Genomic DNA, 14,640 nt, shown 5'->3' on the forward strand with positions numbered 1-14,640 from the left:
TTTATTTTAGGTTTTCAGGATTTAAACCTTCAAGTTCAGGGATAACGAAAAGGCCGTCTTTACGGATTAACACATCATCGAAGTAGATTTCTCCACCACCGTATTCCGGACGCTGAATGTTGACCATATCCCAGTGAATATTAGAATGATTTCCGTTAAAGGCTTCATCATAGCATTGACCTGGGGTAAAGTGGAAGCTGCCGGCGATTTTCTCATCAAACAAAATATCCTGCATTGGATTTAAGATGTATGGGTTTACGCCGATGGCAAATTCTCCAACATACCGTGCTCCTTCATCCGTATCAAAAATTTTATTGATACGCTCTGTATCATTTGCCACTGCCTCAACAATTTTTCCATCTTTAAAAGTAAGTTTTACATTTTCAAAAGTAAATCCTTGGTAAGGGGACGGGGTATTATAAGTAATCACTCCATTTACTGAATCACGTACTGGTGCGGTATATACCTCACCATCAGGAATATTTGCATGGCCTGCACACTTAATAGCCGGAATATCCTTTATGGAGAAGCTAAGGTCAGTTCCAGGACCTGTGAGACGAACTTTATCTGTACGGTTCATCAATTCTGCAAGGCTGTCCATAGCTTTATCCATTTTTCCGTAATCCAAATTACATACATCAAAATAGAAGTCCTCAAATGCCTCCGTACTCATTTTTGCTAACTGAGCCATGTTTGAGGTCGGGTAGCGCAGGACAACCCATTTTGTTTTCGGTACACGGATGTCTCGATGAACCTTTTTACCAATTGTATTTCCATGTATCTTGATTTTATCGTCCGGAACATCTGCTTGCTCGTTAATGTTATCACCAGAACGAAGTCCTATGTATGCATCCATTTTCCCCATTACATTTGCTTCGAAATCAGCAATCATGTTAAATTGTTCTTCCTGTGCACCAAGGAGTAAGGCACGATCAACTTGTTGATCCTTAAGAAGTACGAATGGGTAGCCACCTGCAAGATAGGCTTCCTTAACAAGTGCCGTTACAAGCTCACGCTGCAAACCGAAGTTTTCAATTAATACCTTTTCACCTTTTTGCAAGTCTACCGAATAGTTAATTAGATTTTTTGCTAACGTTTCAATACGTGGATCTTTCATATGCTCAGATTCCTCCAACGAAAAAAATAATAATACAGTATTTATTGTAACCGATTTCACAAAGAAAGTGATAAAAATTCAACTTAAGAGTAAAACGTATTGTAATCCTATGCAGGAAAATGAGACAATTATCTTGAAGTAGTATAAGATACCTAGCTACGTTTAACACAGCGATAGATAGGTAATACATAATGGTATAAATGCGGAGGTAAGACAAATGGAAATTATTTTATATTTAAGCGTCGCTTTGATAGCGGTTGCCTTTTTAGTGCTAGTCATTTTCATAGCCAAAACACTAACCTCTCTCCAAGTAACCCTTTCGAGTGTTTCAAAAACGCTAATTGGATTGGAAAAACAGTTGGATGGTGTCACACAAGAAACAACAGAACTCTTACAAAAAACAAATGCACTTGCTGATGATATCCAGGAAAAGTCAAAGAGTTTAAACAGTGTGGTAACGGCCGTAAAAGATGTGGGGACAACAGTAAATAAATTCAATGGAACTTTAAAAGACTTAACAGATTCATTTGAAATACAAGTAGAAGAAAACAAAGAAAAAGTCTCCCAATTAGTCCAATGGAGTAACGTTTTCCTCGAACTAAAAGATAAATGGAATGCCAGGAAAAAAGAAAAAGAAGAAGGCAGCACCGAGGAAATAAAAAGAGTTAGATCTAGATAATGATTATTATTAAAATAAAGGAGGATTCCATTATGGGTAAAGATTACGAAAGCAGAGAACTAAACCAAAACAAAAGTGAAGACTCATCAAGTAGTTTTTTGCTAGGAGCACTGATTGGCGGGTTAGTAGGTGCAGCAGCTGCCATCTTCTTAGCCCCCAAATCCGGCAAGGACCTTCGAAGTACCATTAACAATCAAGCAGAGACACTAAAGGAAAAAACGGTCCAACTTGTGAAAAAAACACAGCCATCAACCGATACAGAAGAAGAACTCTACATTTCAATTGGCGGGATACAAAAAACTAAACCACAGGCTACCGTGGATGAACTAGCAATCAGAAAAAAATTAGAAGAAGCAAAAAAGGCGTTTGAAGAAGAAGAATATAAAGTAACTCATTAAGAATTTGGGTAACTAATCGAATTATTTGTATCAAAAACGGTGAAGTGATAGAATGACTTCACCGTTTATTATTTTGGAGGATTGAATATGCTAAAAAAAATCGATACATTAGAACAATTTGAGGATTTATTGAAGCAAGAAGACAAATTTTTATTTCTGAAACATAGTTTAACATGTCCAATAAGTCAGGCGGCTTATCAGGAATATCAAAAATACGCAGAGTCAAATCAAAGCGTGCCAGCCTATTATTTAGCTGTACAAGACTCACGCCCTTTATCTAATGAAATTGCCGAGAAATTTGAAGTTAAGCATGAATCCCCACAAGCGCTGTTAATTAAGGATGGTTCGGTGGTATGGAATGCCTCTCACTGGAAAATTACAAATCGTTCTTTAACAAGTGCGATTAGTGAAAATTGATAGGCATCAAATAAAAATCCCAGCATAGAATGATTTATTATACAACATTTCGCTTTAGTGCTTAAAAGCGTTTAATCATTAAAGAAAAATACGTGACAAAGTAAACCTTTTCAGCTATAATAAAGCCTAATTATTGAATAATTAAAAAAATTTATTAATAGGGAGCTAGCTGACAATTTTCGGAACTGTTTTTTGCGATTAATCTGTCATGCTATGAAAGGACGGGGACAAAACATGAGCAAAAATAATTTGGAAGAATTAAGGACACGTGTTGATGATCTTAACCTAGAATTATTGAAACTAATTAATGAAAGAGCTCAACTCGTCCAAGAGATTGGGAAAGCAAAAGAAACGCAAGGTGTTTACAAATACGACCCAGTTCGCGAGAGAAAAATGCTTGATGTTATTAAAGAAAATAACGATGGTCCGTTTGATAATGCAACCATTGACCACTTATTTAAGGAAATCTTTAAAGCAGGCTTAGATTTGCAAAAAGATGACCATCAAAAAGCACTACTTGTTTCAAGAAAAAAGAAGCCTGAAAATACGATTGTTACTTTAAAAGGTGAAACAGTAGGGGACGGAAAGCAGCATTTTGTTTTTGGTCCATGTGCAGTTGAGTCTTATGAACAAGTTGCAACTGTGGCAAAAGCAATGAAGGAAAAAGGTTTAAAGCTGCTTCGCGGCGGTGCCTATAAGCCAAGAACATCTCCATATGACTTCCAAGGTCTAGGAGTGGAAGGATTAAAAATCTTAAAACGTGTGGCCGATGAGTATGATATGGCTGTCATTAGTGAGATTGTAAACCCTGCTGATATTGAGATGGCGATTGATTATATTGATGTTATCCAAATTGGTGCTCGTAACATGCAAAACTTTGAATTATTAAAAGCTGCAGGTGCAGTAAATAAGCCTGTTTTATTAAAACGAGGTATTGCCGCTACCATCGAAGAATTTATTAATGCTGCAGAATATATTATGGCTCAAGGTAATGGTCAAATTATCCTTTGTGAACGTGGAATTCGAACGTACGAACGGGCAACTAGAAATACGCTTGATATTTCTGCTGTCCCGATTCTTAAGCAAGAAACACATTTACCAGTAATGGTCGATGTTACTCACTCAACGGGTAGAAGAGATTTACTACTTCCTGCTGCAAAAGCAGCGCTTGCAATCGGTGCGGATGGCGTTATGGCTGAGGTTCACCCAGATCCAGCAGTGGCACTTTCTGATGCACAACAGCAAATGAATCTTGATCAGTTTAATACTTTCTATAATGAACTGCTTGCATCAAACCTAGTTAGAATATAATTAAGTGAAAAAGACCCTCTGCAGTCCTTGCAGAAGGTCTTTTCTAATTAAATAATGAAAATATAGTGAAAATGAGAATATATATCATTGCGACTTGTTGATTCTTATCGTATGATTAAATACATATAAAAGTTTGTATATTTTCTCACAAACAGAAAAGCGGAAGCGCCTTGTTCAGCCCCGACAAGCACTGGAGGGCTTGTGGATGAAGTCGTGCTTTTTGACTTCATCCGCAGGACCGAAGTGACCTCGAGGGGCTAGGCGCTGGAGCTGGACAAAAAAAAGACTAAATTATTGAATTTGCTGTAAAATAAAAGAAAATACGTATCGTGTTTAAGGAGAGTGTTAACGTGAATATAACAATTTATGATGTTGCCCGGGAAGCAAATGTTTCAATGGCAACTGTTTCACGTGTAGTCAATGGAAATCCAAATGTAAAGCCTGTTACTCGAAAAAAAGTTTTAGAGGTCATTGATAGACTTGGCTACCGTCCTAATGCAGTTGCAAGAGGATTGGCCAGTAAAAAGACTACGACTGTTGGGGTAGTCATTCCCGACATTTCAAATATCTTCTTTGCAGAACTAGCACGTGGAATTGAAGATATCGCAACCATGTATAAGTACAACATTATCTTAAGCAATTCCGATCAAAACTTAGACAAAGAATTACACTTATTAAATACCATGCTAGGAAAACAAGTGGATGGAATTGTATTCATGAGTGGAAATATTACAAAAGAACATGTGGATGAATTTGGAAAGTCACCGGTTCCCATTGTGTTAGCTGGATCGATTGAAGAATCTGAACAGATTCCTTCTGTTAACATTGATTACGAACAAGCTGTTTATGACTCCATTAATGAATTTATTGAAAAAGGCCATAAGCATATTGCGTTTGTAGTAGGACCATTACAGGAGCCTAGAAATATCCACAAAAAATTAAAAGGATATCAGCGGGCACTTGCAAATGCTGGAATAGACTATAATGAGTCACTTGTTGTAGAAGGTGATTATACCTATGACTCTGGCTTAGAAGCATTCGATAAATTATTAGAGGCTCCAAATAGACCAACAGCAATACTTGTTGGTTCTGATGAAATGGCACTTGGCGTCGTTCATGGTGCTGAGGATAAAGGGTATAAAATTCCTGAAGACTTCGAAGTAATTACATCAGATAATACAAGACTTTCATTAATGGTTCGTCCGCAACTGACTACAATCGTTCAGCCTTTATACGATATCGGAGCAGTGGCAATGCGTTTACTTACCAAATTAATGAACAAAGAAGAGGTAGAGGAGCAAACCGTTGTTCTTCCACATCGCATTGAGCACCGTCAATCAACTAATTAAAAAGAAAAGCGGAGGCGCCTTGACCAGGGAAAAAAGCAGTTCATTTTTTCCTAGCCCCGACAAGCACTGGAGGGCCTGTAGATGAAGTCAAGCTTTTCGACTTCAACTGCAGGACCGAAGTGACCTCGAGGGGCTAGGCGCTGGAGCTGGACAAATAAAAAAAGCAGTCTAAACATTGTTTAGAACTGCTTTTTTTATTTTAATCTTCCATTGTTGAAAGATCACCAGTTGGTAAGTTAAGCTCCCATGCCTTTAAGACACGTCTCATAATCTTACCGCTTCTTGTTTTCGGAAGCTTATCTCTGAAATCAATTTCCCTTGGTGCTGCGTGTGCTGCAAGACCTTTTTTAACAAAGAGTCTGATGTCTTCCTTAAGTTCATCTGAAGCTACATAGCCGTCTCTAAGTGCAATGAAAGCCTTGATAATTTCCCCGCGAACAGGGTCTGGCTTTCCAATTACTCCAGCCTCTGCAATCGCTGGATGTTCAACAAGTTTACTTTCCACTTCAAATGGACCAACTCGTTCACCAGAGGTCATAATCACATCATCTACACGTCCCTGGAACCAGAAATATCCATCCTCATCCATATAGGCAGAATCACCAGAGAAATACCAGCCGCTTGGCATAAAATAGGATTCATATTTTGCTGGATTATTCCAAATGGTATACATCATCGAAGGCCAGCCCTTCTTAATAGCAAGATTCCCCATTCTGTAAGGAGGAAGTTCATTGCCTTGGTCGTCAACAATCGCAGCCACGACACCTGGAATAGGTTTACCCATTGAACCTGGTTTAATTTCCATACATGGATAATTACTAATAAGCTGTGCACCTGTTTCTGTCATCCACCAGTTATCGTGGATCCTTTTGTTAAAGACCTTTACGCCCCATTTTACTACCTCAGGGTTTAACGGCTCTCCAACACTTAGTACATGTCGCAGACTGCTTAAATCGTATTTCTTAACAATTTCATCACCTGCACCCATTAACATCCGGAATGCTGTCGGAGCGCTATACCAAACGCTAACACCGAAATCCTCAATCATTTTGTACCAAGTATCTGGGCTAAAACGACCTCCAACAATGACGTTAGCTGTTCCAGTTAACCATGGGCCAAAGATACCGTAAGATGTCCCTGTAACCCATCCTGGGTCTGCTGTACACCAATAAACATCTTCTTCCTTCAAATCCAGTACCCACTTGGCTGTTTGATAATGTTGAACCATTGCATTATGTACATGCAATACCCCTTTCGGCTTGCCTGTTGAACCAGAAGTATAATGAAGAATAAGACCATCCGTACGTTCTACCCATTCAATTCTCAACTTGTTACTTGCAGATTCGAACTTTTTCAAAAAGTCAATATAGGGTCCCTGTTCATCAACATTTTGGCCGATAAGGAAAATATGTTTTAAGGATGGCAGTTCTTCGACAGGTACACGCTCTAACAGTTCGGGGGTAGTGACTAATACCTTTGCTTCACTATCTTGCAAACGATCCCTAACGGCACCCTCCATGAAAGCTTCAAATAATGGACCGACAATCGCTCCCAACTTAATGGCTCCCAAAACAGTAAAATAAAGTTCAGGTGACCGTGGCATAAAAATAAATACGCGGTCTCCTTTTTCTACATCTCCGTATGCTTTCAAGACATTCCCAGCTTTATTTGAAAGCTCTTTCATTTCTTTGAAGGTATACTTTTCATTTCTGGAATTATCGCGATAATAAAGGGCTACCTTATTTTTTCGAAAAGTTTCTGCATGGCGGTCAATTGCTTCGTAAGCCATGTTAACAAGTCCTGTTTCATGCCAGGAGAATTCCTTTTCAGTCTCTTCCCAACTGAAGCTCTTATACTTCTCATCATAATTTGCTAAATTATGCTCTCCTTGCGTCACTGGCAGCTTTTCCACTTTCATTCCATTTCCCCCTTATGCTAGTATGAGATAATTATAGTACAAAAAGTAATTATTCTCAATTTTAAAAATAGTTTTATCATTTTCAGCAAATCGTCACATAGTTTTCTAATTAAACAGAAAATTGAGTGGGGAGGCTAAAAAGTGATAGAAATTATGTATAATAGAATTAAGATATGCGAATGATTTTTCAGGTGGTGTAGGGATGGAACACAGAAAAACGTACAATGCAAAAGAATTAAAGACTCCCCATGGAAACTTAATAATTGAAGGTCCTATTTCCTCAGATAAATTGGCGGGTTATGAGTTTCACGAACATCTTACCGCTTTTCGTCCTCCAGAACAGCAGCATCAGGCGTTAGTTGGGATTGCACAGCTCGAAGAGGGAAGAATTATTATTGCCAGGCATCACCATACCATTGTTGGGTATGTGACCTACCTCTTTCCAGATCCTCTTGAAAGATGGTCGGAAGACAAAATGGATAATTTAATTGAGCTGGGTGCTATTGAGGTAATTCCTCGATTTAGGGGCTGTGCGGTTGGAAAGAATCTCCTCACCGTCTCTATGATGGATGATGCGATGGAGGATTACTTAATTATTACGACGGAATATTATTGGCATTGGGATTTAAAGGGTACTGGTTTAAATGTTTGGGAGTACCGGAAAATCATGGAGAAAATGATGAATGCTGGCGGACTTCAATGGTATGCAACGGATGACCCAGAGATTTGTTCACACCCGGCAAATTGTCTTATGGCTAGAATTGGTAAAAGAGTCGATATGGAGACAATCCAAAGGTTTGACCGACTTCGGTTTATGAACCGATTTATGTATTGACACGAAATTTCAGGTTGAGGGGGGAGTTTGGATGATAGTAGAAGAAATAATGAAAACGGAGATTGTTACAGTTATGCCTACAGTTTCAATTGCTGAGACAATGAAATTAATGGAAATGAAAAAAATTCGACATATACCTGTTATTGATGCAGAATACCAACTTATTGGTATTGTAACTTTATCAGATATTCGCGATGCTGCTCCATCTATTTTCCGTGCGAACGTACATGTAGAGGACATGCAAAACCCTGTGGAGACCATAATGAAAAAGGATGTTATCACAGGTCATCCGCTTGATTTTGTCGAGGAAATTGCAGCACTCTTTTATGAGCATAAAATTGGCTGCCTGCCAATTACAAACGGTAGGAAACTAGTTGGAATTGTGACGGAAACTGATTTACTCCGAACATTAGTTGAGTTAACAGGTGCCCATCAACCTGGTTCTCAAATTGAAATTAGGGTTCCTAATCTTGCAGGAAAGCTCAGTGATATTACTAGTTTAATAAAGAAACGAAAAGCAAATATATTAAGTGTACTCGTCTATCCGGACAAAAAGAATGACCAATACAAAATACTTGTCATCAGAGTGCAAACCATGAATCCTACTGTGCTTATCCAGGATTTAAAACAATCTGGCTATGACGTTCTGTGGCCAAATCTGCCAGGTGTTTCCCTATGACCAATCAATGTTCGTTCGTATTTTCAGAAGAACTGTTAAATTATAAATTCAACAGTAATCATCCTTTTAATCAGTTTCGACTTAAACTTACTGTAGATTTATTACATAGATTAAAAGCCCTGGACAATCATCAGGTAGTTCCTCCGAGAATGGCAACAGAGGAGGAGCTTGCTCTTGTTCATGATCCAAGTTACATTGAAGCTGTAAAGATGGCAGGGCATGGACAACTCCCACAGCATGTGGCTGAGAACTATGGGATAGGTACGGAAGATACTCCGATATTTCCTAATATGCATGAAGCAAGCGCTTTTTTAGTTGGAGGAACCCTTACGGCCGTCGACCAAGTTATGACTGGACAGGCACTTCATGCCCTTCACCTGGGAGGGGGATTGCATCATGGATTTCGCGGTAAAGCTTCTGGATTTTGTATTTATAATGATAGTTCAGTAGCCATTAAATATTTGCAAAATAAATATAATGCGAGAGTGCTTTATGTGGATACCGATGCACATCATGGTGACGGTGTGCAATGGGCTTTTTACGACGACCCCGATGTCTGTACTTTATCCATTCACGAAACGGGCAGATACTTGTTTCCTGGTACTGGTAATGTTAACGAGAGAGGCCAAGGAAAGGGGTATGGTTATTCCTTTAATATTCCTGTAGATGCATTTACAGAGGATGAATCCTGGCTTGATGCTTATACTCAATCGCTAAGAGAAGTAGCTGAGTTTTTTAAACCAGATGTTATCCTGACTCAAAATGGGGCTGACTCTCATTATTATGACCCTTTAACTCATTTATCTGCGACGATGAAAATCTATCGTGAAATTCCAAAGCTTGCACATGAAATTGCCCATCAATATTGTGGTGGTAAATGGATTGCAGTCGGCGGCGGGGGCTATGATATTTGGAGGGTTGTTCCAAGGGCTTGGGCGCTAGTATGGATGGAAATGACTGAAAACTCAAACTGTTATGGAAGTTTACCGCAGGATTGGCAGGATTATTGGCAAGAAAAAGCACCCGTTCATCTTCCTGCTACCTGGGATGATCCAGAAGATATGTACAAACCAATCCCTAGGAAGGCAGAGATAACGGAAAAGAATTTACTTACTCTTGAAAAAGCACTTTATCCGATTAGAAGTAATAAAAAAAGTGAATCAAAAAAATAAGGAGCTTGGATTAATATCCAAGCTCCTTATTTTGATTATTGAGGTGCAGGTATACTAATAACACCAACATCCACTTGATTGGATGGCGCTGATTCCTTTCCTGCGATATCCACGGCTGTTACCTGATATGAGCCGTTAGAAGCTTTAAAGGAAAGAGTAGAACCATTTTTGATGCTCGCGACCTTATTTCCATTTTGATATACTCGATATCCAACAATATCATTATCACCAGGTGCTGCCCAAATTAAATTGTTTCCAGATAGTGATAGGGTCACGCCATCGGGCGCTTTACCATTATCAACAATTTTATCATTAGGGACAAGGATTTTACCCCAACGCTCCATTTTAGGAATTAGCTGGCTTGGATTGCTGAAATTCTTTCCAACCATCTGTGTAATAAAGTTAGGATTTAGGATAACTCCTTGCTCTGAAAATTCAGCTGGTGTTGAATCTAATGCAAGATATTTTTTATCACCAATTTGCACATATTTTCCTGCAATTAAGCTATCATCTTGCTTAGTTGGTACATTCTCCGCATTAAAATAGTCACTTACAACTAAACCTGCCTGTGAGCAGGCAGCCGAAGGCAGTAAACCAGAAACTGCGCAAAACGAGCGCTTTACAATTCCAGCTGGTACAGGAAATGATTCATTCGGATTTATTAACTCTGGTTTAATATCATAGGCCGCATTCATTAAAGCTGCCCATAAATTGTTTGTTCTTTGTGAATATGACATTCCGCCGGTCTTTAATGACTTTGGCGTATCATAGCCATTCCAGATTCCAAAAGTTACATTTGGGTTGGTAGCAACAAACCAATTGTCAATATATTCATGTCCAGTCCCTGTTTTACCTGCCCAGTCTGCTTTAAACTTCAATTTACTATTGAGACCTGCAGCTGTTCCGCTATTGATTACATCACGCATCATATCAATCGTTAAAAATGCTGTCTGCGGTTTAAATACGTCGACAGGCGTCACTTCATGTTGATAGATGGTTTTACCGTTTTTATCAACAATTTTATCAATCATGTAAGCATCAATAAATTTACCCTCGTTCGCAAAGGTTGCGAATGCATTGGTGTTTTCTTCGACTGTTACCCCATTTTTTAATGAACCAATCGAGGTTGCGAGATTGGTGTAATCATCACCTTTTAGTGATGTAAAGCCCATCTTTTCAAGATATTTTGCAGGTTGCTGGTCTAATATATCTTTATACAGCTTAACTGCAGGAACGTTATAAGATTTTTTTAGCGCATGTCTTGCTGAGGTAATCCCGCTGTACCTCTTGTCATAGTTGTTTGGCCATGGTCTTGAAATGGAAGGCTCGAGTCTTAAAGCTACATCTGGTAAAGGTGTACCTGGTGATGCTTTCCCTAATTCTATGGCTGGTGCATAAACGAGGAGAGGCTTCATCGTTGACCCATTTTGGCGGACAGCGCTAGTTGCGTGATTAAGCTCCTCTTTACTATGGTCTCGTCCACCGACAAAGCTAATTATTTTCCCTGTCTTATTCTCAATTAGCATTGCACCGACTTCAACCGGCTCCATGACAGTAATGGTTTCTCCGGTTTCTGGATCGAGTTTTTCTTCTGGCTTATCAGGTCCGTAGTTAGGGTAGTTATTCTTTACAACCTGGAAGGCATCATATATATCTTTGTTAATGGTTGTATGAATTTCGTATCCATTTTGTCTTAAGTTTTGCTTGGCTAATGTTTTGTATTTGTAAAAAAGATTCTCATCTTCCTTTAAATCTTTTTCCTCATAACCTTCGTTTTTCGCCAATACATTCGTCAAGACTTCAACCGCTCGCTTTTCAATTTCAAATGAAAGATATGGATACTTTTCAAGCGGATTTTCGCCTGCAGGAATAAAATCCTTTGTAATATCGTAAGAGGAGGCCTCCGCATACTGTTTTTCATCAATATGACCGCCATCATACATTCTTTTTAATACCGTTTTCATTCGGGAAAGCCCAGGTTCCAAGTTGTTTTTCACTGTACCCTCTCTTGTAAAAGGGGTATACCCAAAGGGACTTTGTGGTAAACCAGCAATAAATGCTGCTTGCGCCAGAGTTAATTCGCTGGCATTCTTTCCAAAAATACCTTTTGCAGCTGCTTGAACACCGCCGATGTTCTTACCGGATGAGTTTCTGCCGAATGTTGAAACGTTTAAGTAAGCTTCTAGTATTTCTTTTTTGCTGAAAAATTTCTCTAATCGAAGGGCAAGCAAGATTTCATTTGCTTTTCTTGCGAATGAGACTTCGTTGGTTAAAATTTGGTTTTTGATTAATTGCTGTGTTAATGTACTGCCTCCAGATTGAGTGGCAGAGTTTGTCACTTCTTGGAACAGTGCACGAAAAACCGCTTTAGGTACCACTCCTTTGTGGTTATAGAAATACTCATCTTCTGTTGCAATGACTGCTTTTACCAGGTAATCTGATACTTGGTCAATTTTCACTTCTTCCCGCTCTAGGTCTGTACGCAATTTTCCGAGATAGACATTGTCAGAAAAATATAAGTCCGATGTTTCCGTATAATTATAAATGTCTTTCTTCATACTGTCATAAGACCGGACAGGTTCGTCCTTTACAAGCGAGGCAAAATATCCTGCGCCCACACCACCTGCAAATGCTCCCCCAAGGATGACGACAGTCAGTAATAGCAGTAAAAGGTTCCAAAAGACCTGGTACGTTATTCGTGCACTTTTTACTGTTCTTTTATGGGTAAACAAGTTGGTTATGGACTTTAATTTTTCTATCCACGCTTGAAATTTATCATTCATAGAATCACCTCTTTTAAAATCACATATATTATAGCATATTGAGTAGTGCAAAAATGACAAACTTCTACATTTTTCTGATATTACCAGTTCCTGTTTGACAACAGATATAAATTATGATAAAAATTCTATAAGTTATTAATTTAATAATCAAGCTATGAAGGGAATCTACTGTAGGTCTTCTATCCCTGTTTTTAGAGAGTCAGCGGCTGGTGAAAGCTGACACAAATAGAAGAGTGAATTACGTCCCAGAGCTTTCTCCGTGAATATAGAAGTAGCGGTGAACGGCCTAAACCGTTAAATTTTCGAGTTGGAGGATTCATTCCTCAAGCCGGGTGGTACCGCGCGTATATGCGTCCCTGCATTTTTTGCAGGGGCGCTTTTTGTGTTAATTTAAGAGAAAATGGAGGATAAGAAAATGGATTTATTACAAGATTTAGCATGGCGCGGCCTCATCTACCAGCAAACAGATGAAGAGAGCCTCAAGGATTTAATTAGTAAGGAGAAAATCTCTCTTTATTGTGGAGTAGACCCAACAGCAGATAGCATGCATATCGGACACATGGTCCCGTTTTTAACACTTAGAAGATTTCAGCAGCATGGACATCGTCCTGTTGTTTTAGTTGGCGGTGCAACAGGGTTGATTGGAGACCCTAGTGGCAAAAGTGAAGAGCGAAAGCTGCAAACACTTGAAGCAGTCCAGAAAAATGTTGAGGGTATTCAAAAACAATTAGAGTCAATTTTCTCCTTTGATGGTGAGAATGGTGCAGTTATGGTGAATAATTATGACTGGGCTGGCTCTATGGATATTGTTACGTTCCTAAGAGATATCGGTAAGCATATTGGCGTCAATTACATGCTGGCAAAGGATACAATTGCGTCAAGACTTGATTCTGGCATATCGTTTACGGAGTTCACTTATACGATACTACAGGCAATGGACTTCAATCACCTATATGAGAATTTTAATTGTAAGTTACAGGTAGGCGGCAGTGACCAATGGGGAAATATTACTTCTGGATTAGAATTAATTCGCAAGATGCAGCCAGAAGGTTCAAAGGCATTTGGTGTAACAATTCCGCTTGTTACAAAAGCTGATGGAACAAAATTCGGAAAAACAGAAGGTGGAGCTGTTTGGCTTGATGCTAAGAAAACAACCCCTTATGAATTCTACCAATTTTGGATTAACGCAGCGGATGCAGATGTCGTGAAATACTTGAAGTACTTTACTTTCTTGTCCCACGAAGAAATCGAAGCGTTAGGAAGGTCTGTTGAGGAAGAACCACATTTACGTAAGGCACAAAAGGCCTTGGCTGAGGAAATGACTCGTCTGATTCATGGTGAAGACTCTTTACAGCAAGCGATTAAAATTACAGAAGCGCTATTTAGCGGGGATGTTCGCAGCCTGTCTGCTTCCGAAATTGAGCAGGGTTTCAAAGATGTTCCATCCTTCAATGCAACTGAAGCTGAAGCTAACTTAGTTGATCTATTAGTTGCAGCGAAAATTTCACCATCCAAGCGCCAGGCACGAGAAGACATCACAAATGGTGCGGTTACAGTGAACGGTGAACGCATTACCGATACAACTTATTTATTGCAGGACACTGATCGAATCGAAGGTCAATTTACGATTATTAGACGAGGCAAAAAGAAATACTCACTAATTAAATACTAATATCTAGTAAAACCGGTCTTAATAATTTAATGAGGCCGGTTTTCGATGTAACAATGAACCAAGGTATAACGTCTTATATGTAAAAAGGAAACTTGGGGGTGATGATGTGAAGTTTTTCATTCATGCTTTTTTTATCATTCTCATATTGCTCGTTACTTTCTTTGGATTGGGTCCAGTCCTGTATGCCGATGGGGTGATACAAGAAAGAATTTGGACTGCAGCAGTGGTCGTGATAATTTACGCTTTACTTTCTTTTCTTTATTCAAGAGCAATAAAATGGATAAAAAACAAATAAAAAACCGTGCCACTG

The 14,640-nt window shown here is 39.0% G+C and carries 13 protein-coding genes and 1 other annotated feature; of the genes, 10 read left to right on the forward strand and 3 right to left on the reverse strand.

The window, feature by feature from the left end; genetic code table 11:
- Position 1 precedes the first annotated feature (1 nt).
- Positions 2 to 1,117 carry an aminopeptidase gene (locus M3189_RS12355; protein ID WP_251634386.1) on the reverse strand — a complete coding sequence of 372 codons (1,116 nt, stop codon included), beginning with the start codon at positions 1,115 to 1,117 and terminating at the stop codon, positions 2 to 4.
- Positions 1,118 to 1,334: 217 nt separating this feature from the next.
- On the opposite strand from M3189_RS12355, the gene M3189_RS12360 reads away from it, so the two are divergent.
- From M3189_RS12360 to ccpA, 5 genes are all read left to right on the forward strand, one after another.
- A complete protein-coding gene (locus M3189_RS12360; RefSeq protein WP_251634387.1) occupies positions 1,335 to 1,796 on the forward strand; it encodes a DUF948 domain-containing protein in 462 nt (153 codons plus the stop codon).
- A 32-nt stretch (positions 1,797 to 1,828) separates the two neighbouring features.
- Positions 1,829 to 2,194 (forward strand): YtxH domain-containing protein, encoded by a 366-nt coding sequence (locus M3189_RS12365; protein ID WP_251634388.1) that lies wholly within the window; start codon positions 1,829 to 1,831, stop codon positions 2,192 to 2,194.
- An 87-nt stretch (positions 2,195 to 2,281) separates the two neighbouring features.
- Positions 2,282 to 2,611 carry a bacillithiol system redox-active protein YtxJ gene (gene ytxJ / locus M3189_RS12370; protein WP_251634389.1) on the forward strand — a complete coding sequence of 110 codons (330 nt, stop codon included), beginning with the start codon at positions 2,282 to 2,284 and terminating at the stop codon, positions 2,609 to 2,611.
- Between the two features lie 234 nt (positions 2,612 to 2,845).
- The gene (locus tag M3189_RS12375) at positions 2,846 to 3,922 is read left to right on the forward strand and encodes a bifunctional 3-deoxy-7-phosphoheptulonate synthase/chorismate mutase (RefSeq protein ID WP_251634390.1); all 1,077 of its coding nucleotides are present in this window, start codon (positions 2,846 to 2,848) and stop codon (positions 3,920 to 3,922) included.
- A gap of 350 nt (positions 3,923 to 4,272) precedes the next feature.
- Positions 4,273 to 5,271: a catabolite control protein A gene (gene ccpA / locus M3189_RS12380; protein ID WP_251634391.1), complete on the forward strand. Its 999-nt coding sequence runs from the start codon at positions 4,273 to 4,275 to the stop codon at positions 5,269 to 5,271.
- Positions 5,272 to 5,470: 199 nt separating this feature from the next.
- On the opposite strand, the gene acsA is transcribed toward ccpA, so the two are convergent.
- On the reverse strand, positions 5,471 to 7,189 hold the full coding sequence (acsA, locus tag M3189_RS12385) for an acetate--CoA ligase (RefSeq protein WP_251634392.1): 1,719 nt from the start codon (positions 7,187 to 7,189) through the stop codon (positions 5,471 to 5,473).
- Positions 7,190 to 7,391: 202 nt separating this feature from the next.
- On the opposite strand from acsA, the gene M3189_RS12390 reads away from it, so the two are divergent.
- Genes M3189_RS12390 through M3189_RS12400 form a run of 3 tightly spaced genes read left to right on the forward strand, consistent with a single transcriptional unit; the run spans position 7,392 to position 9,875 of the window.
- Positions 7,392 to 8,024, forward strand: coding sequence for a GNAT family N-acetyltransferase (locus tag M3189_RS12390; RefSeq protein ID WP_251634393.1), 633 nt, complete (start codon positions 7,392 to 7,394; stop codon positions 8,022 to 8,024).
- A 31-nt stretch (positions 8,025 to 8,055) separates the two neighbouring features.
- Entirely contained in the window at positions 8,056 to 8,703 is a 648-nt protein-coding gene (locus M3189_RS12395; protein WP_251634394.1) for an acetoin utilization AcuB family protein, read from the forward strand.
- Positions 8,700 to 9,875 (forward strand): acetoin utilization protein AcuC, encoded by a 1,176-nt coding sequence (locus tag M3189_RS12400; RefSeq protein WP_251634395.1) that lies wholly within the window; start codon positions 8,700 to 8,702, stop codon positions 9,873 to 9,875. The genes M3189_RS12395 and M3189_RS12400 overlap by 4 nt, the downstream gene beginning before the upstream one ends.
- Before the next feature lie 35 nt (positions 9,876 to 9,910).
- Here M3189_RS12400 and M3189_RS12405 read toward each other — a convergent pair whose 3' ends face one another.
- Positions 9,911 to 12,658: a transglycosylase domain-containing protein gene (locus tag M3189_RS12405; protein WP_251634396.1), complete on the reverse strand. Its 2,748-nt coding sequence runs from the start codon at positions 12,656 to 12,658 to the stop codon at positions 9,911 to 9,913.
- 145 nt (positions 12,659 to 12,803) lie between these two features.
- Positions 12,804 to 13,019: a binding site (T-box leader), on the forward strand.
- Between the two features lie 54 nt (positions 13,020 to 13,073).
- Here M3189_RS12405 and tyrS point away from each other — a divergent pair.
- Positions 13,074 to 14,330: a tyrosine--tRNA ligase gene (gene tyrS / locus M3189_RS12410; protein ID WP_251634397.1), complete on the forward strand. Its 1,257-nt coding sequence runs from the start codon at positions 13,074 to 13,076 to the stop codon at positions 14,328 to 14,330.
- Between the two features lie 106 nt (positions 14,331 to 14,436).
- A complete protein-coding gene (locus M3189_RS12415; protein WP_251634398.1) occupies positions 14,437 to 14,625 on the forward strand; it encodes a DUF6954 family protein in 189 nt (62 codons plus the stop codon).
- Positions 14,626 to 14,640: the final 15 nt, after the last annotated feature.

It is taken from the genome of Neobacillus niacini, from assembly GCF_023715415.1.
GTDB lineage: Bacteria > Bacillota > Bacilli > Bacillales > Cytobacillaceae > Neobacillus > Neobacillus niacini_C.